The organism is Nitrosopumilus oxyclinae (assembly GCF_013407165.1).
GTDB classification, from domain to species: Archaea; Thermoproteota; Nitrososphaeria; order Nitrososphaerales; family Nitrosopumilaceae; genus Nitrosopumilus; species Nitrosopumilus oxyclinae.
Window position 1 is genome coordinate 17358 of record NZ_CP026994.1, and the last position, 16378, is coordinate 33735.

General features: G+C 31.3%; 24 protein-coding genes. 15 read left to right on the plus strand and 9 right to left on the minus strand.

Going from position 1 to position 16378, the window contains the following annotated elements; all coding sequences use genetic code 11:
• Window positions 1-26 precede the first annotated feature (26 nt).
• Both C5F49_RS00110 and cysC read left to right on the plus strand, forming a co-directional pair.
• Window positions 27-569: a hemerythrin domain-containing protein gene (locus tag C5F49_RS00110; protein WP_179362752.1), complete on the plus strand. Its 543-nt coding sequence runs from the start codon at window positions 27-29 to the stop codon at window positions 567-569.
• 36 nt (window positions 570-605) lie between these two features.
• Window positions 606-1121 carry an adenylyl-sulfate kinase gene (gene cysC / locus C5F49_RS00115; RefSeq protein WP_179362753.1) on the plus strand — a complete coding sequence of 172 codons (516 nt, stop codon included), beginning with the start codon at window positions 606-608 and terminating at the stop codon, window positions 1119-1121.
• Here cysC and C5F49_RS00120 read toward each other — a convergent pair.
• From C5F49_RS00120 to C5F49_RS00135, 4 genes are all read right to left on the minus strand, one after another.
• Window positions 1116-1928 carry a 3'(2'),5'-bisphosphate nucleotidase CysQ family protein gene (locus tag C5F49_RS00120; protein WP_179362754.1) on the minus strand — a complete coding sequence of 271 codons (813 nt, stop codon included), beginning with the start codon at window positions 1926-1928 and terminating at the stop codon, window positions 1116-1118. The two genes, cysC and C5F49_RS00120, sit on opposite strands and share 6 nt — an antisense overlap.
• 10 nt (window positions 1929-1938) lie before the next feature.
• A complete protein-coding gene (locus tag C5F49_RS00125; RefSeq protein WP_179362755.1) occupies window positions 1939-2145 on the minus strand; it encodes a hypothetical protein in 207 nt (68 codons plus the stop codon).
• Window positions 2146-2185: 40 nt separating this feature from the next.
• Window positions 2186-2929: an SDR family NAD(P)-dependent oxidoreductase gene (locus C5F49_RS00130; RefSeq protein WP_179362756.1), complete on the minus strand. Its 744-nt coding sequence runs from the start codon at window positions 2927-2929 to the stop codon at window positions 2186-2188.
• A gap of 264 nt (window positions 2930-3193) precedes the next feature.
• Window positions 3194-3625 carry a hypothetical protein gene (locus C5F49_RS00135; protein WP_179362757.1) on the minus strand — a complete coding sequence of 144 codons (432 nt, stop codon included), beginning with the start codon at window positions 3623-3625 and terminating at the stop codon, window positions 3194-3196.
• A gap of 80 nt (window positions 3626-3705) precedes the next feature.
• On the opposite strand from C5F49_RS00135, the gene C5F49_RS00140 reads away from it, so the two are divergent.
• Window positions 3706-3996 (plus strand): hypothetical protein, encoded by a 291-nt coding sequence (locus tag C5F49_RS00140; protein WP_246275342.1) that lies wholly within the window; start codon window positions 3706-3708, stop codon window positions 3994-3996.
• A gap of 183 nt (window positions 3997-4179) precedes the next feature.
• Window positions 4180-4821, plus strand: coding sequence for a Snf7 family protein (locus C5F49_RS00145; protein WP_179362758.1), 642 nt, complete (start codon window positions 4180-4182; stop codon window positions 4819-4821).
• 10 nt (window positions 4822-4831) lie between these two features.
• On the opposite strand, the gene C5F49_RS00150 is transcribed toward C5F49_RS00145, so the two are convergent.
• Window positions 4832-5299 carry a transcriptional regulator gene (locus C5F49_RS00150; protein WP_179362759.1) on the minus strand — a complete coding sequence of 156 codons (468 nt, stop codon included), beginning with the start codon at window positions 5297-5299 and terminating at the stop codon, window positions 4832-4834.
• A 102-nt stretch (window positions 5300-5401) separates the two neighbouring features.
• Window positions 5402-5947: a hypothetical protein gene (locus C5F49_RS00155; protein WP_179362760.1), complete on the minus strand. Its 546-nt coding sequence runs from the start codon at window positions 5945-5947 to the stop codon at window positions 5402-5404.
• A 315-nt stretch (window positions 5948-6262) separates the two neighbouring features.
• Here C5F49_RS00155 and C5F49_RS00160 point away from each other — a divergent pair, with 315 nt between their 5' ends.
• From C5F49_RS00160 to C5F49_RS00190, 7 genes are all read left to right on the plus strand, one after another.
• Window positions 6263-6550: a winged helix-turn-helix domain-containing protein gene (locus tag C5F49_RS00160; RefSeq protein WP_016940139.1), complete on the plus strand. Its 288-nt coding sequence runs from the start codon at window positions 6263-6265 to the stop codon at window positions 6548-6550.
• Between the two features lie 4 nt (window positions 6551-6554).
• Window positions 6555-7649 (plus strand): helix-turn-helix transcriptional regulator, encoded by a 1095-nt coding sequence (locus tag C5F49_RS00165; RefSeq protein ID WP_179362761.1) that lies wholly within the window; start codon window positions 6555-6557, stop codon window positions 7647-7649.
• The gene (locus C5F49_RS00170) at window positions 7646-8656 is read left to right on the plus strand and encodes a hypothetical protein (protein WP_179362762.1); all 1011 of its coding nucleotides are present in this window, start codon (window positions 7646-7648) and stop codon (window positions 8654-8656) included. The genes C5F49_RS00165 and C5F49_RS00170 overlap by 4 nt, the downstream gene beginning before the upstream one ends.
• A 45-nt stretch (window positions 8657-8701) precedes the next feature.
• Entirely contained in the window at window positions 8702-8896 is a 195-nt protein-coding gene (locus C5F49_RS00175; RefSeq protein ID WP_179362763.1) for a hypothetical protein, read from the plus strand.
• Between the two features lie 41 nt (window positions 8897-8937).
• Window positions 8938-9651: a 7-carboxy-7-deazaguanine synthase QueE gene (locus tag C5F49_RS00180; RefSeq protein ID WP_179362764.1), complete on the plus strand. Its 714-nt coding sequence runs from the start codon at window positions 8938-8940 to the stop codon at window positions 9649-9651.
• Window positions 9652-9714: 63 nt separating this feature from the next.
• The gene (gene folE, locus C5F49_RS00185) at window positions 9715-10272 is read left to right on the plus strand and encodes a GTP cyclohydrolase I FolE (protein WP_179362765.1); all 558 of its coding nucleotides are present in this window, start codon (window positions 9715-9717) and stop codon (window positions 10270-10272) included.
• A 43-nt stretch (window positions 10273-10315) separates the two neighbouring features.
• Window positions 10316-10567, plus strand: coding sequence for a hypothetical protein (locus tag C5F49_RS00190; protein ID WP_179362766.1), 252 nt, complete (start codon window positions 10316-10318; stop codon window positions 10565-10567).
• A gap of 2 nt (window positions 10568-10569) precedes the next feature.
• On the opposite strand, the gene C5F49_RS00195 is transcribed toward C5F49_RS00190, so the two are convergent.
• From C5F49_RS00195 to C5F49_RS00205, 3 genes are read right to left on the minus strand one after another with little or no spacing between them, the layout of a single operon-like run.
• On the minus strand, window positions 10570-11244 hold the full coding sequence (locus C5F49_RS00195) for a 7-cyano-7-deazaguanine synthase (protein ID WP_179362767.1): 675 nt from the start codon (window positions 11242-11244) through the stop codon (window positions 10570-10572).
• 11 nt (window positions 11245-11255) lie between these two features.
• Window positions 11256-12179, minus strand: coding sequence for a homoserine kinase (locus C5F49_RS00200; RefSeq protein WP_179362768.1), 924 nt, complete (start codon window positions 12177-12179; stop codon window positions 11256-11258).
• Window positions 12180-12938: an ATP/GTP-binding protein gene (locus C5F49_RS00205; protein ID WP_179362769.1), complete on the minus strand. Its 759-nt coding sequence runs from the start codon at window positions 12936-12938 to the stop codon at window positions 12180-12182.
• 137 nt (window positions 12939-13075) lie between these two features.
• Between C5F49_RS00205 and C5F49_RS00210 the strand changes: the two genes are divergently transcribed.
• The 4 genes from C5F49_RS00210 to C5F49_RS00225 all read left to right on the plus strand — a co-directional run bounded on the left by C5F49_RS00210 (window position 13076) and on the right by C5F49_RS00225 (window position 16377).
• Window positions 13076-13234, plus strand: coding sequence for a hypothetical protein (locus C5F49_RS00210; RefSeq protein WP_179362770.1), 159 nt, complete (start codon window positions 13076-13078; stop codon window positions 13232-13234).
• A gap of 85 nt (window positions 13235-13319) precedes the next feature.
• Entirely contained in the window at window positions 13320-14336 is a 1017-nt protein-coding gene (locus C5F49_RS00215; RefSeq protein WP_179362771.1) for a lysylphosphatidylglycerol synthase transmembrane domain-containing protein, read from the plus strand.
• Between the two features lie 28 nt (window positions 14337-14364).
• Window positions 14365-15480 carry a hypothetical protein gene (locus tag C5F49_RS00220; protein WP_179362772.1) on the plus strand — a complete coding sequence of 372 codons (1116 nt, stop codon included), beginning with the start codon at window positions 14365-14367 and terminating at the stop codon, window positions 15478-15480.
• 96 nt (window positions 15481-15576) lie between these two features.
• Window positions 15577-16377: an SDR family NAD(P)-dependent oxidoreductase gene (locus C5F49_RS00225; protein ID WP_179362773.1), complete on the plus strand. Its 801-nt coding sequence runs from the start codon at window positions 15577-15579 to the stop codon at window positions 16375-16377.
• Window position 16378 lies beyond the last annotated feature (1 nt).

The window sequence follows — 16378 nt, forward strand, 5'->3', positions numbered from 1 at the left end:
AAATAACGTAATTCAGAGTGAATATTATGAGTGCCACAAATCAATTACGTGCTGATCACGATCAAGTTAGAAGACTAGAAAAAATAGTATCAAAATGTGCTTCTGAATTATACAAAGGAACCAAAATCCCATTTTCAGATCTAACAAAAATTACTATAGTTATTTCAGAATTTGTTGATACTATTCATCATTCAAGAGAAGAAGATTCGTATTTTCCATGCGTTGCAAGCTATGATTCTTTAAAAGAAGAAATTCGAAAATTTATGATAGAACATGAATTTGGAAGAAATATTGCCAGACAAATATCACACCATCTAAAAAGATGGAAAAATGGTGAGGATGCACAAGAACCAGTATCAAGATATCTTAGAACATATGCTATTTTTCTTAATGATCATCTTAACAAAGAAAACAAATTTTTTGATACCGCAGAGGCTGAAGTTTTATCAAAAGAAGAAGAAATTGAAATGTATGAACAATATCGATCAGTTTTTGCAATTGTGAAAAAAGTTGAGGAACTAATTGCAGATATTGATTATTTAGAAAATCAACCCTGGGCAAAAAATTAACGTAAGCTCTTTATGGGTTATTTAGAAAATTTATTCATGAAACCTTTCATTCTTTGGATGACTGGTCTTCCTTGTTCAGGAAAGACTACGATTGTAAAAGATTTGCAAAAAGATATTCCAAATTTGGCAATGCTTGACGGTGATGAACTAAGAGAATGGTTCTCTCCAAAAGACTTTTCAAAAGCAGGACGTGATGAGCATAACAAAAAAGTTGCTCATTTAGCTAAGCTTTTGTTAAAACATGGTGTTCCAAGTGCAGTATCTCTTGTATCTCCATATCTTGAGAACAGAGAAAATGCTAGAGAAATTATTGATGCAGGTGATCAGTTTGCAGAATGTTATGTAAAATGTTCACTAGAAAAATGTGAAGAAAGAGATGTCAAAGGTATGTATGCCAAGGCTAGAAAAGGAGAAATCAAAGGATTTACCGGAATTGATGATCCTTATGAAGCTCCAGAAAAAGCAGATTTGGTAGTTGATACAGAACATGATTCACTTTCTGACAGCGCACAAAAAGTAAAGGACTTCCTTAAAGGAAGAAACCTACTATAATTTTTTAAATTCTTCAATTATTTTATTGTGAACTAAACCATTTGTAACAAGAATTCCGTTTTGATGATACACATCTTTGTTGTTGTAAGTAAGATCATTTCCTAACATGTCTGTCATTTTACCTCCAGCTTCTGAAATGATACAATAAGAGGCAGCTGAATCCCACTCTTTCATTTTGTTTGTTGTTGTAATGTATGCTTCAGCTTCACCAGAACTAATCTTTCCGACTTTCAATGAACTTCCAATACTTGTGAAATCTTCAATTCCTAATTTTTTGATGAATGATTTTTCTTTCTCAGATAAATGATGTCTAGAACCTACGGTTCTACATTTTGGGACTTCTGAAATCTTTGTTACTGAAATTTTTTCCCATTTTTCATTTGAAAATCTAAATGCTCCACTATCTTTTTGTGCAACAAACAATGTATTCTCTGTAGGCCATCCAATTACTCCAAGAATTGGTTTTTTATTTTTAATTAAGGAAATCATAACTGTAAACTCACCTGTCTTGTCAATGAAATCGGAGGTTCCATCAAGAGGATCTATTATCCAAATTGTCTCTTGTGATAACCTACCTAGATTATCCTTATCTTCTTCAGATAATATCCAATGTTTTGTTTGGGATAAAATATCTTTAATGACATCATTGCTTTTCAAATCAGCATCTGTAATTGGAGAATCGTCACTTTTTGTAGATGTTTTGTAATCTTTTTGATAAATTTCTAAAATTGCATTACCTGCATCAATTGCAGCCTTGATGGCAATATCTAATTCGGGAATCTTGTTAGAAATGGGAATATCTTGCAATTAAAAATACCTAGGTTGTGAGTTCTGGTTTTAGAGTCCAGACTACTCCGAGAACAATGAATGGAATTGACATTACTCCAATAATGGCAAGAATAGTGTTGAATTGTACCGTTGATACTTCTGGATTATTAACTATCCATGGTAAAGGCAGTGTAATTACTACCCAAATAATTCCTAAAAGTATGATCAATTTTGCTTTTGCTTTTTTATCTTTCAATATGTTTTCTCCTTAGGTGTTGTATTAAATCCCTGTGAATTCATTTAATTGATTCTCCTCCATCTACAGTCAATATTGCACCTGTTGTCCATGATGCATCATCTGAGGCAAAATACAAAACTGCTTTTCCAATTTCATCTGGTTGTCCAATTCTACCGATAGGATGTTCACTATTCATGAATTCCTTGTCTTTTTCAGTCTTCAAAAATGGTTTTGTCATATCTGTGTCTACAACTCCTGGACAAATACAATTTACTCTGATCTTGTCTTTAGAATATTCTAATGCCCAACATTTTGTTAATAAAATCAATGCAGCTTTTGATGCAGAATACGCATCTGCATTAAATCCTTGATATGCCTTTATTCCAGCATCTGATGAAATGTTAATTATTGAACCAGATGTTTTCTGTAAATGAGGAATTGCTTCCTTGGTAAATCTATACTGTCCTGTGAGATTTACATCTAATACCTCATTCCATTCATCCTCATCAATTTCATGTAATTGTTTTATCTTAGGAAAGATTCCAGCATTATTTACAAGAATATCTAATTTGCCAAATTTTTCAATTATTTTATTTACAACATTTTTTACATCTTTTGAATTTCTAATATTAGCTGCAATTCCTATTGCGTTAGGAATCTCTTTTACCGCATTTTCCAATCGGTCTTTATCTTTTGCAGTAATTGCTACAGTGGCACCATTTTCTGATAGAATTTTTGCAGTTGCTAATCCAATTCCACGACTTCCACCAGTTACTAGAGCAATCTTACCAGTTAATCTCAACAACATCCAAACTAAAATTCGTAATTTATAGATCCATTAATTAAAAATAGTCATGAATATTTATATAAAAATTAATAATTTATTATAGAATTTTATATTAAATTTTAAATACTTAAAGTTCCTATTATAATTAATGTCGAAAGATATAATTCCTATCGACTAAATCAGCGTAGCCCCGCAGAACGAAAAAAGGGTTCAGTTGTTTAACAACTGACAACGAGAGGAAATCTCTCATTGTTCTGTAACTAAGGGGTATACGCCTTTTTAATTTTCTAAGATATCTACAGATACAGAACCAATAGTTTCTCCGTTTGGATTAATTGTAATTGAAACTTTTTGCATTTCTGAATTAATAATATTTTTCTGTCCATCATAATTCCATGTAAAATATTCAGAGATTCCAGTTTGATGTTGTGTCCCTATCAACTGAAAGTCTTCAGAATAAGAAAATGTATCTCCATTTAATGTGATTGATAAAATTTTTGGACTACTGCCATTTGGAACAAATCTGAAATAATATTCCCCTTTCTCAAGAATAAATTCCTCAGTATATACGCCATTAACGTAAAGATTAGGATCAGCAAGGGTTACATGAAATAAAGTATTTTTTTTATCATTTGTTTCATTTGATGGAGAACCTACTACAATAATTGCTAATATAACTAATATCGGAATTATGATGATTTTTTTATTCAATAAAATATGCATTAAATTGTATTATAAAAATAAATTCTATCAATACGCTTAATTTTAGAATCACCATACATTTTTTGTAAATGGATTTTAAATGTAAAAAATGTGGTTCTATGTCTAATATTGAAACAGATAGATCATTAATATGTGAAAATTGTAAAATTCAATTAGACTTACTTGATCAACAACTAAAAGTTAATGAAGAAAGAATCAATAAACTTGAAGAGCATAAGAAATACGAATTAGAAAATCCTAAATCAGAAAATCAAGAAACTCATTTAGAAACTATAAAACGATTAGAACATAATTTACAGTTAGAGTATAAAAATCGTGATGGAATCATAAAAACAATGAATTCTAAATATACGTTCTAAATTCCTTTACTGGAATTCAAATTCTACATTTTGATTAGAAAATCCCTTTCATATTTTTTAGCTCATATGACATTTAATTTGCTCAGAAAAAATTCAAAATACTCAATTTTAGCTAGTAATTTTTTATTAACTGTGAACCATTCTTTACACTGGAAATTAAGTACATATTCTAAAATCTAACTCATGCCTGGATTATCCGATAAATGGTCAAAGCAACAAAAACCTGGAATTGGTGAAAAAATCAATGATACTATCAAGCCTAAAGGTGCTTTAAAACCAAGAGTTCAGGAAGGAATTAAAAAATTACAAATTCAAATTAAAAAATTAGATACTATGTTATCCAGTTTACAAGAGCGTGATGCAAAATTATTCCAACGAATAGTAGATGCAACACAAAAACATGATACTCAAACAACCAAAGTTCTTGGAAATGAATTAGCTGAAGTAAGAAAAGTATCAAAAATTTTGAGTGGTGCTAGAATAGCATTAGAACAAATAGAATTACGATTAACTACATGCAGTGATCTTGGAGATACTGTAGTAGCCATAATGCCAACAATGGGATTGATGAAGAATCTAAAATCTTCTCTTGGAAAAATTATGCCTGGTGCTGAGCAAGAAATTGGTCAAATGGCAGAAATGCTTGGTGGCTTTATGACAGAAAGTTTCTCAGGAGATGCAGCATTTGGAATGGATGCAACAACCAGTGCAGAATCTGAAAGTATCTTAAAAGAAGCTGCTGCTGTTGCTGAAAGTTCAGCAGGACAAATGTTCCCTTCAGTTCCAACAGATATTCAAGAAGCATCTACTAGCAAATATCTTTAATTTTTAAAATTTATTCATTAAATGCATCTCTAGAATCTTTAATTTTTTTGACTCTATTTCCTTCTTCATCAATTACTCTGTCAACACCAGAAAGTCTGTCTCTTAATGTATTGATGATAGAACCTACTTCATCTGCCTCATTTTCGACTTTTTGTCTCTTACTGGCAAGTTCTGAAATACCTCTGTTTTCTTCCTCAATGTATTCACTAACCTTCTGAAGCTTTTCTTTCAAATTTTTAATATCAACTGATTCTTCTTCAATATCTTTTTCAAGTAAAGTTCTCTTATCTTTTAGATTTTTAATCATTAAACCAACGTAATCTATTGCTTCTTCTAATTTTGCCCGTTTACCCATTAATTCCCCAATTCCAATTTGACTGGTTGATTCTATTGTGGAATTGGATTCTTCAGTATTATTATTGTCAGTTCTTTCTTCTACCATTTCTCCACCCTCTTCATTTTTGAATTTATCAAACATTTTATGATTTACTTTTCAAAATGGGAATAAAAAGTTACACTGCATCTCAAAGCTGACCTTGTGAATGATTTTTAGTCAATTAAAGAAAAAAATGGTGATATTTCACCGGATTGATTTTCTATATTCTTGGTTGGAATCAATTGAATTGATGATCAATTCTCCTATTTCTAGTAATTTGAGATTTTGGGCAGTTTCGGGATTTTTAATCACGGAATTCATCAATGAAACTGCTATCACATTTTCCTCATCTGATTCTGTAATTTTTCCAGAAAATACTACTTGAAAGATTACTTGCTCATCCAAGATATCCTCATCTATTGAAATTTTCCATAGATTTTCTCCCAACTTTGAAGCTTTTCCATCAAATAGGACTATTCCTGCATTGTATGACTTGTAATTCACATAAGCCCAAGACATTTGACCATCAATTGATAGAGTTCTTTGCAAATCTGTCTCAGATAGTCCATCAGGCAAGGCATATTGATTGATTTTTAGTTTTCCATCAACTACTTTTTCTGTTAGAATTGCTCTAAGTTCACCAGCGTTACTATCACTTTGACCAAATGCATAGGTGACTGATAGAGGTGAGGCAGCAAGCATCAAGAGGATAATTACTGCTTCAAAATTTCGAATTTGGTATTTTACCATGAAAAGATACTATCGAAATGATAGATTAGGAACGGCAAGGAATCATCCTGTTCTTTATATACTAAATTTCATTAAAATTACTTGAAAATGAGATAAATTCACTATTTTTATCTAAAAAATTTTAAAAAAGAATTTTTTTAGAAAAATAGGGATATTTAAAAATATTTTTAGGCATGATATTTTTTACATTTTCATTCATATATTCAAAATCATTGAAAATTGAGCAATTTTCCTGATGAAACTAGTGTTCCGCTTTGCGTTCCGCTGTGAAGTTTCAGAATGTTCCTCATAAACTACATTATTCTATACTAGAGCATGTCAAAACAACAATACAGGTCCGAAATGGGCATTATGGGTGATATCTTAGACGTGACCGCTGATGGCGGTCGTGGTGGAGTCATTGTATCTGCAATCTCTCGCAAAGCCAACCTATCTCACTATGCAGTACTAGACAAATGTGAGAAACTGGTAGAAGCAGGCTTAGTCGAATCCGTCAAAAACGACAGAAATAGAGTCTTTTTGATAACTGAAAAAGGACTTCAGTTTTTCCAGGAATTCAAGAGATTTCAGGGACTAGTCGAAAGCATGAATCTAAGGTATTGAGCATATGTATCCAGAAATCGTACCAATCCATAGGAAAGAGTCTCTTCGGGAAGATGGAATGCTTTTTGTAAGGACTGAGGGTATCCTCGAAACAATGGTTAAGGCACCTTTGATAATTGCTGGCTTAATGGTTGTTGCACTAACGATGCCAATTCAGACCTCATTCGGTTCTACTCGTATGCTTGATCTAACCCTTTATTCAGATGGCTCAGCACATATTTCATCTCAGCTAGAAGTAGATCCTCTAGATCCTGATTATGAAGTGAGTCTGTTTGGTTCATCGATTGATAATTTTGTGGTTGTAGGTGAAAATGGATTTTTGCTATCTAGTGAAATTATTGATGATAAAGCAATAATTGACACTTTTGGTTCTTCTTCTATTTCAATTAATTATGATATTCACGATTTAATTTCTAAAGAAGGGAGAGTTTGGACTTTTACTTTAGATTCTCCAACTGATTACTCGTTACTGATGCCACGAAATTCAATTATTGTCGGAATGGATGCATTACCATCAAACATGGTTTTGATAAATGATCAAACAAAATTAGATTTGAATTCAGGTTTGTCTGAAATCAATTATATTTTTGGAAGTACACAACCACCAACTACACAACCACCAACTACACAACCACCAACTACACAACCACCAACTACACAACCACCAACTACACAACCACCAACTACAATGCCTGAACAACCAAGTGATGATGTAAGTACAATTGCACTAGTTGTTTTTCCTGTTGTAGCAGTTATTGCTGGAGCAGCTATTATGATAAAAAGAAAGCAAACAAAATCTTCCTTAGTAGAACAATCTGAAGTTATTTCTGAATTACAAATTAAAACTGATACAACTGACGCTGAAAATATCTTGAATTTAAGACCTGATATGCGTGAAGATGATAAAGAAATTATTAAATTTATTTCTGCAAATGGAGGGGAAGCTTTAGAAAGTGATTTAAGAAAAAAATTCTTACAACCTAGAACTACAATGTGGAGAGCAGTAAAACGATTAGAAAGACAAGGAGTAATTGAAATTGCCAAAAAAGACTTGCAAAATCTAGTCAAATTAAAGAAAGATTTGGAGGAAGAGGAATGAACTCTGTAATATCTTTTGCTTTGTTAATTTTAGTTGCAAGTATGGCTTTTGGCGGTATAACCACCAGTGCATATGCTGCAGATGATCCTGCAATTCTAAAAATTGTAAAACGTACACAAGAACAAATCAGTAATCAAATTTCAGATGATTCTTCTGATAAAATTAAGAAATTATTTGAAGAAGGAACACAACAAGTTGAATCTCTAGAAAAATCATTAGCAAATGATGATACAAGTGCTGCAAATGAGCATTTCCTTTCAGCTATGAAAATTTTCAAAGAAATTTCTAGACATCTAACAACTTCAGCATCTAATGTTACATCTCAAGATGAAGTTTCATCTGTAAAAGATACTGTACAAAACCCATCTAATGATCTTCAAAGATTACAATCTTACGTAGATAATCTAAAAACTATTGCAAAAAAACATGATGCTTCAATTAATTTTTCTGAATTAGATGAATTATTTTCAAAAGCCAGACAACAAATTAGTGATCATCAATTTGCTCAAGCATTAGACACAATTCATGAAATCAAAGAAACGATTGTAGATGTCAACAAAGAACTACGTGAAAAGGCATCAGAACAAGAGTCACAACGGGCTAAAGCGTATGTCCAAAAATATTTGGAACAACTTGATAGATTAATAGAAAATGCCAAAAATCAAGGCGTTTCTGATGAAATTATTGAAAAATTAGAATTTGCTAAGGATAGTCTATCTTCAATGGATGATCCACGTCAAATTATTGATGAAATAAGAAAAATTATGTCTTTAAAAGATCAGTTTGAATTAACAAAAAATGATAGACTTGAGTCCAGAATATTACAAGTAGAAAAAACTCTTTCTAGACTTTCTCAAATTGATGGAGTAGATGAGGGAGATTTGTTAGATGCAAGAGATACTCTTGAAAATATTAAACAAAATTTGAATGATGGTGAATTTGAAACTGCTAATGAACAATTAAGAGATCTAGCAAAACAATTGACAGAAATTAAAAATTCATCGTAATAAATTATCATAAAATTCATATACATTTTCTAAGCAGCATTTAGCATGGCCTCTAAAGCAATCATAGTTGGAGTAGGAATTCCAATGATTATTGTTGGTGCTTTGATGGCATGGTTATGGGCTCCAATTGAAGGAGATTTCCAAAATCAAGTAGAACTCATAGGAAGTACAATTGGAATCTTGGGAGTAATTTTCTTTATTTCGGGTTTATTTTATACAAAAGAACCAGTAATGCATTAGAAACTCACTGAATAAATAATGAAAAAAATTACAATTATTACTTGAAAGTTAGATTATTTGAAATATTTACTTCAGTTGAAGGTGAGGGAATTCTTTATGGAACTAAAACTCTCTTTGTGAGATTGGCAGGATGTCCCTTTACTTGTTTTTATTGTGATACAAAAGAATCGCTTCCTCTTACTTCTGGAACGGAATATTCTATTGAAGATGCAAACCATCTAATTGATTCTAACTTAAAGAACCAAACTTACAAAGTAAATTTTACAGGCGGTGATCCTCTAATCCAACATGAGGCAGTTGCATTGCTTGCAAAACATATTCAAAATAAAAAAATTCCGACATATCTAGAATCATCTTGTTTTGATATTGATAGATTTAATCATGTATTACCATTTATTGATATTGTTAAAATTGAATTTAAAACCAAAGATTCTGATTTTGTTGATTCAAAACATTATGAAAAATTAATTAGCCATACAATGAAATGTCTCCAATCATCTGTTAAATCAAAGAAAACAACCTACATCAAAATTGTAGTTAGTTCAAAAACTCAGCCAAATGAATTTGCAAAATTAGTGCAAGAAATATTTGATAAAATATCTAAAGATGATATTGACGGTTTTATTATTCAGCCTACATATGGAATTTCTGAGCCTTCACTAGAACTTTTATTGGAATTATATGATTTGGTATTTCCTCATTACATTGATGTAAAGGTAGTTCCTCAATTACACAAATTCATTGGTGCTCCATAATATTAGCACCTGCCTAAAAATCAGATTAGGTTCAAATACTAGAAAAATTCTGTTTGAATATCAATGGATCAAGAACGTGTAAAAAAACTTGTTAGAGAATTAATTATTGAAGTTGGAGAAGATCCTACACGTGAAGGATTACGTGAAACTCCTGAAAGAATTGCAAATATGTACAAAGAAATCTTTGGTGGATATGATTCAGATTCAGAATTATCTGTTCAATTTTCAGAAGATTCTGATGTGGTAATTGCACGAAATATTCAATTTTACTCAATGTGCGAACACCACATGTTACCGTTTTATGGAAAAATCCACATTGCATATTCTCCAAATGGTAGAGTATTTGGAATTTCAAAACTTGTTAGATTGGTGGAAAAATATTCAAAAAGACTTCAAATTCAGGAACGACTTACAAAAAATATTGCTGATGAACTACATTCTCAAGGAGTAAAGGGAGTAGTAGTTTTAGCAGATGCTGAACATCTTTGTATGAAGATGCGTGGCGTAAAAAATGACGCAACACTTTCGTCCTCTGCATTTAGAGGAATTTATGAAAATAAAGAAGAAAAAGCAGGCATAATGTCACTACTTCGAAACCGTGCCTCAGATCTCTCCTTTTAGAGAATACTGAAAAATTAAATAATCAATATTTTTGATCAAAAACATGGGAGCAAATCCATACATTCACATTCCAAAAGAATCATGGCCAAATTGGACATGGTATGCAATTGAATGTATTATTGTAATTGCAATCTCAATGTTAACTTCAAGTAAAATTACTGATTCAATTGAAGGATTAACCCCAGAAGTACAAAATTACATGTTTATGGGAATTGTTGGCGCATTCTTTTTAATTTGGTATATTGGAATTAGAGGTTTAATTCTAAAAAAGAAAATTCTTAGAAATAGCTATTAGAATCATTTAAGATATTTTGTTTTATCTGTAATTCCAGCTTTTTCAAATGCAATCTTTCTATTATTACAAGATTCACAAACTCCACAATGATATTTTTTATTTGAATAACAACTCCATGTCTTGAAAATAGAACTTCCTAAAACTTTCATTCCTGATTTTAGTAAATCACTTTTTGATAATCCCATTCTATATGGCGACCAAATTTCAATATTTTTTCGTAGCTTTGATTTTATTCCATCAATTTCGCCTTGATTAAATGCGCTTTCCAGCTTTTTTGCAAATTCTGGTCTACAGTCTGGATAGTGTTTATCTCCAGTATGAGCACCATATACTACCAGAGATGCATTTAGTGTAAAAGCCCAGGCTGAAGCAATTGATAGAAATACTGCATTTCTGATTGGTACTACAATCGAATACTCAAATTTACTAGGGATTTTTCTTTTAGAACTCGTTAAAACATTAGAATTTCCATACAAGTCTTTCATAAAACCAATATCGATTATTTTGTGTTGTTTTAACCCCAATTTTTTTGCAAAAGATTTAGCTGCAGCAATTTCACTATTAGCTTTTTGTCCATAAGAAAATGTAATACCATACAATTCATATTTTGATTTTAAATATGAAACGGCACAAACAGAATCAACTCCTCCACTAAATACAATAACTGCTTTCTTCATAATTTATTCAACTATTTTCTTTTATCTGCAGCACCTTTACTTGGTTTACAAATCACAGTTTGACATTTTGTATTTGCAGAGGTAAATCCTTTAGTCATGGATAAACTAATTTTTTTCAAATCTGCTGAACTTTTTGAAAATGCAATTACTGAAGGTCCTGCACCGCTAATAGTGACACCTAGGGCACCAGCTTTGATGGCATTTTCTTTTACTTTGATGAATCCTGGGATCATATGTTGTCTTGCAGGTTCGACTATTACATCCTTAATCGAATTCCCAATAATTTCTGAATCTTTTTTCATAAATCCTACAACAATTGCAGCAGCATTTGATAAATTCAAAATACTGTCAGATAATTTGATTTTTTTTGGGATAACTCCTCTTGATACCTTTGTTTTTTTCTTTGGGACATTAATTGTTGGAACAGCTACACACATCCTCAAATTTGATGGAGGATCAATTCTGATTACATCTAAAGGATTTGTTCTTACAATTACAAATCCACCTAAAACAGAAGCTGCAACATTATCATAATGAACTGTACCCGCACTTGCTTTTTCTCCAGATCCTGCAAATTCTACCAAAGAATTCCCATCTAGTTTTAATCCAAATAATTTATCAAATGCAACTGCTGTTGCTGCAGCTGATGCAGCACTACTTCCCATCCCATATCCTGCAGGAATTCCTTTCTTTATTTTAATTTCAATACCACCTTTAATTTTGAACTTTTTCATCATATTTTTTACTACTAATCCTGCAGTATTTTTTTCAGGATTTGTAGGGATATTATCATCTGTAATTATTTTAATTCCATTTTTTATTTTTGTTAATGTGACTGTGTCATAAAATGCGTCAAGAGCTAATCCAAATACGTCAAACCCTGGACCTAAATTTGCAGTTGATGAAGGTGCTTTGACTGTAACTTTTGATACCAACTAACCTTCTACCTCCTCGCCCAAATTAAGAATTCTGCTTAGCGCACCTTCAAGATTTCCAAACCCCTCTCCTGTAAGGTTAGATATTGGAATTAATCCTTGGGCAAATCCTCCTAAATTCAACCCTCGTAAAATATTTGTAGTTAGTGTATATGTGTCACCATCGGTCTCATTTCCAATTGCATTTTCTAATGTTTTCAAATTTGTAGACCACTGTAAAATATTTCTTAATTTATCTCCAATGAGATCTGTTTTGGTTAGAACATTAATTGTTGGTAAATTCAAACGTAATCTAATTGATGTTGCAAGTAATGCAATTGAAACAAAATTTACTGGTGAAGTAATTAGAGATCCATCAAAAAGAAAAATATTTGTTTTTTCTTCAGTTGAAATATTATCTACTATAAATCGTCCACTAGAACGATATGCAAATAATTCAATTTGACCGGGTGTATCTACAATTAGGTAATCTGGATTTACTTTATTTACATCATTTTGGATTTCATCAATTTTTGATGCAATCAAATCATTTGCCATAACCATAGCACCATTTGGACCAAGTTCATACTGTTGCATAATTGATACATAATCAACGTAGTCTCTAACATCAATATCACAAGTGTATGGCATATTATCTACACCTGGATCCAAATTCAAAATTGCAGCAAATGCTCCATTTCTTGCATAATAATCCAGTAACTTTGATGTGAGCAAAGATTTCCCAGAACCTGCAGTTCCTGAAACAAAAATTGTTTTCAATCCGTCTAATTTTCTTATTTGGTTATATTTCAAACTAGCTTGGTTTTGATATTATTATGATTAAAAATACCAAATTGGTATTCAAAAAGATGAAATAATTCCACCTGATCTATATCTGATTGAATTTTATCTTATTTGTGAATCAAACTACTTTTGAAAAGGAAGCTCATCTCAAAGATTTAGTAGTAAAATTACTCAAAGATAGGAATCTTTCAGACTATGATATGCTAGATTCATTATTTGATGAGATTAAACAAGAACTTCATAATAATCCCAAAATCTCTGATTCAGTATAATTTCTATGCCTAGTTCTAGGCGACAATTTTCCCTGACTGGTAATGTACTCAACTTTCATATTTGATTCCTCAAAAAAACCATCAAATGAACTGGAGAATAATTGCTATTCCTATTACCTTAATTCCCATTTTCATAATCGCCATTCAATTTGATATTCAAATAGAAGATGTTCTTGCAATTGGAATATTTCCATTTATTGGTGCAATTGTTGCCATGATGATAAAATTAGTATTACAGGGAATCAAATTTGCATACATTACAAGAAAATATCTTGGAGATTTTGATTCATTTTTAAAATTAGTTGGTGTTAGAGTTGGTAGTGAATTTATTAAATTTACAACTCCAATGTTTATTGGAGCAGAATTTGTTGTAATTTATTATTTGCATAAAAAAGGAGCAAAGCCTGCAAAATCTGCATGGATTGCAATTATGGATATTGTAACTGAAGTATTTGCAGCAGGGCTGTTATCAATAATGGCAGGAATAATTGCATTGTTAAGTGGTGCATATGTGGTTGCTGCAGTAATTTTAGCTACTAGTGTTATAATTACATCTTTGTGGATGGTAATGTTTTTCCTTTCATCTAAACATACATTCCAAGTTCCCAAAGTTTTAGAAAATCTTGCAAAGAGATTTGCAAAAGAAAAGGGTACTAAAGCAATTGAGAAAACAAATATCTGGATGGAAGAAGTATGTACAATGAGTAGAGAAAACCTAAAAACTTCTGAGTCTAAGAAAATCTTTACAATTTCATTTTTGTTTTCTTTAGCTTCATGGTCATTTTATGGAATTTCATTTATGATTATTGCAATGGGAACAGGATTTGTTATCAATGCATTTGATTCTATTATGGCAGTAATGGGTGCAAATGCAATTGGGAATCTACCGATTACTATAGGAGGTTCTGGTTTAGCAGAATTTGGAATTATAGCTTATATTAATAATTTAGATCCCTTTGCATTTGAAATTTCAGAAGGAGTAGTAGCCTGGGATGCAGTAATTGGATGGAGAATTGCAACATATTATGTTCCAATTGTAATTACATGGCTACTTTTGGTAAAATTAGCCTTGAGTAAAATACCAAAATCACAGTCTTCATAGAAACCACTATCTTAAAGCAGAACACTTTATGAAGTTCTTAGGAAAAATTAGAATGGTGAGTTCAGTTAAGAGTATTGTAAAGTTGTTGAGTGTTTGTTTTGGAACTGGAATAGTTTTTGCAAGTATGATTTTGATTCCTTCTTCTTTTGGAAGTGGTCCTTTTCTATATACTTGTCCAACAAATGAGATTCCTCTATATGATCTGGAATATTCATTTGATTTGAAAAGATCTTCAGTTCCTACTGGAGAAATGGGAGCATTGGTGTGGGATGTTTGTTTGAATAAAGATAAACAGAGTTTGTCATTTTCGATACTTGCTGGTCACTATCAACATGGGAAAATGACTATAAACATTCCTAGAGATAATTTGGATCCACAAAATTCATCATGTGAAGATGATATTTTTCAAATTGATAGATCTGGCAAACACACAGAGTATGAAGAAACAAAAACAGATGATTTTCGTGAGATAACATTTTCAATAATCTCAGGGGATAACAGAATCATTATTTTTGCTGAAAATCCTGAATATTCAAAACAATGCATGGAGAGTATGATAAAAAAAGAAACAAAATTCCTAAAGGAACTAAATGAACAAACAAGTTTTTCTCCCTTTAAACAAGTAAAAAATGGCGTTTCTCCTTTTGATATTGTATGTAAAGATGATTTAATTTTAATTCATTCATTTGATTATGAGTCAGTTGAAAATATTCCTTATTGTGTAAAACTAGAAACTACAAAAAAACTAGATGAACGAGGTTGGATAAAGTATAATCCTTCACTTAGTCTTCCAGGACGATATGATGTTCATGTTGCCAGTACACGAGTAACAGATGTTTCAGGAAATTCAATACCATATGCAAACTTAAACCAAGAGATCCTAATCATAGCTGATTTGGCATATGGTAAATACAAAGATCAACCTCTTGTCTATGTTGTAGAAATTAACAATCCAGATGGCACTGTAGAAACACATCAAATTAAAGATATTCTAAAAAGAGGTCAATCATTTTCTCCATCAATAGCATGGATACCAAACCAAATTGGCATTTATCAAATTGAATTATTTTTTCTTGAAAGCACAGATCCTTTGATTACAATTGGTTCTCCTTCTTTTCATACAATTGAAGTAAAAAGAGAATAAAGTAATGAAATTATTTAATTTGAGCCTGAATTTAGTGTTTATACGGTAAAAAACTACTATAGAAACCACTTTATCTTTAATTGATTTTTTTGATTTGTGGATTTTAAAAATAAAGTTGTTCTAATCACTGGTGCATCATCAGGAATTGGTAAAGATACTGCAATAGAATTTGCAAAGAAAGGTGCAAATATTGTTCTAGTTTCAAGAACAAAAGAGAAACTTGAACAAGTTTCAAATGAATTAAAACAATTCAATGTAACTGTTTTAGTTTGTCAATGTGATGTATCCAAAAAAGTTCAAGTAAAAGAAATGTCAAAAATAGTCTTAGAAAAATTTGATTCAGTTGATATTTTAATAAATAATGCTGGTTTTGCAATTTATGGTTCTGTAACTGATCTTAGTATTGATGATATTGAATCACAGATGGAGACAAATTATTTTGGAATGATTTACTGCATCAAAAATTTCCTTCCATCAATGTTGGATAAAAAATCAGGACATATTGTCAATGTGGCATCAGTAGCTGCTAGTTTTGGTTTACCTGGAATTGCATCTTATTGTGCTTCAAAATTTGCAATGTTGGGTTTTTCAGAAGGTCTTAAACATGAATTAAAAAATTCTGGAGTTGGAATTACCGTTGTTAGTCCTATTATGGTTAGAACTAATTTCTTTGATCATCCATCATTTGAAAAAATGCCAAAATTTTCTCCAACTTCACTTAGTTCTAAAACTGTGGCAAAAACAATTCTAAAAGCAGCAAATTCCCATAGATTGGAAATTATAGTACCATCTGTAGTACGAGGTGCAGTATGGATCAAAAACACATTCCCCTATCTTATCAATCCAATTTTAGGAAAGGCTTTCAAAAAACAATTAGATTCTATGAAAAAAGATTAAG

What these genes read in the sequence shown, in the direction of transcription:
- C5F49_RS00145 (WP_179362758.1), top strand. Translation starts at nt 4,180, where the DNA reads ATGCCTGGATTATCCGATAAATGGTCAAAGCAACAAAAACCTGGAATT.
- C5F49_RS00150 (WP_179362759.1), bottom strand. Translation starts at nt 5,299, where the DNA reads ATGTTTGATAAATTCAAAAATGAAGAGGGTGGAGAAATGGTAGAAGAA.
- C5F49_RS00190 (WP_179362766.1), top strand. Translation starts at nt 10,316, where the DNA reads ATGGGAGCAAATCCATACATTCACATTCCAAAAGAATCATGGCCAAAT.
- C5F49_RS00140 (WP_246275342.1), top strand. Translation starts at nt 3,706, where the DNA reads ATGGATTTTAAATGTAAAAAATGTGGTTCTATGTCTAATATTGAAACA.
- C5F49_RS00160 (WP_016940139.1), top strand. Translation starts at nt 6,263, where the DNA reads ATGTCAAAACAACAATACAGGTCCGAAATGGGCATTATGGGTGATATC.
- cysC (WP_179362753.1), top strand. Translation starts at nt 606, where the DNA reads ATGAAACCTTTCATTCTTTGGATGACTGGTCTTCCTTGTTCAGGAAAG.
- C5F49_RS00220 (WP_179362772.1), top strand. Translation starts at nt 14,365, where the DNA reads ATGAAGTTCTTAGGAAAAATTAGAATGGTGAGTTCAGTTAAGAGTATT.
- C5F49_RS00195 (WP_179362767.1), bottom strand. Translation starts at nt 11,244, where the DNA reads ATGAAGAAAGCAGTTATTGTATTTAGTGGAGGAGTTGATTCTGTTTGT.
- C5F49_RS00110 (WP_179362752.1), top strand. Translation starts at nt 27, where the DNA reads ATGAGTGCCACAAATCAATTACGTGCTGATCACGATCAAGTTAGAAGA.
- C5F49_RS00165 (WP_179362761.1), top strand. Translation starts at nt 6,555, where the DNA reads ATGTATCCAGAAATCGTACCAATCCATAGGAAAGAGTCTCTTCGGGAA.
- C5F49_RS00155 (WP_179362760.1), bottom strand. Translation starts at nt 5,947, where the DNA reads ATGGTAAAATACCAAATTCGAAATTTTGAAGCAGTAATTATCCTCTTG.
- folE (WP_179362765.1), top strand. Translation starts at nt 9,715, where the DNA reads ATGGATCAAGAACGTGTAAAAAAACTTGTTAGAGAATTAATTATTGAA.
- C5F49_RS00215 (WP_179362771.1), top strand. Translation starts at nt 13,320, where the DNA reads ATGAACTGGAGAATAATTGCTATTCCTATTACCTTAATTCCCATTTTC.
- C5F49_RS00170 (WP_179362762.1), top strand. Translation starts at nt 7,646, where the DNA reads ATGAACTCTGTAATATCTTTTGCTTTGTTAATTTTAGTTGCAAGTATG.
- C5F49_RS00175 (WP_179362763.1), top strand. Translation starts at nt 8,702, where the DNA reads ATGGCCTCTAAAGCAATCATAGTTGGAGTAGGAATTCCAATGATTATT.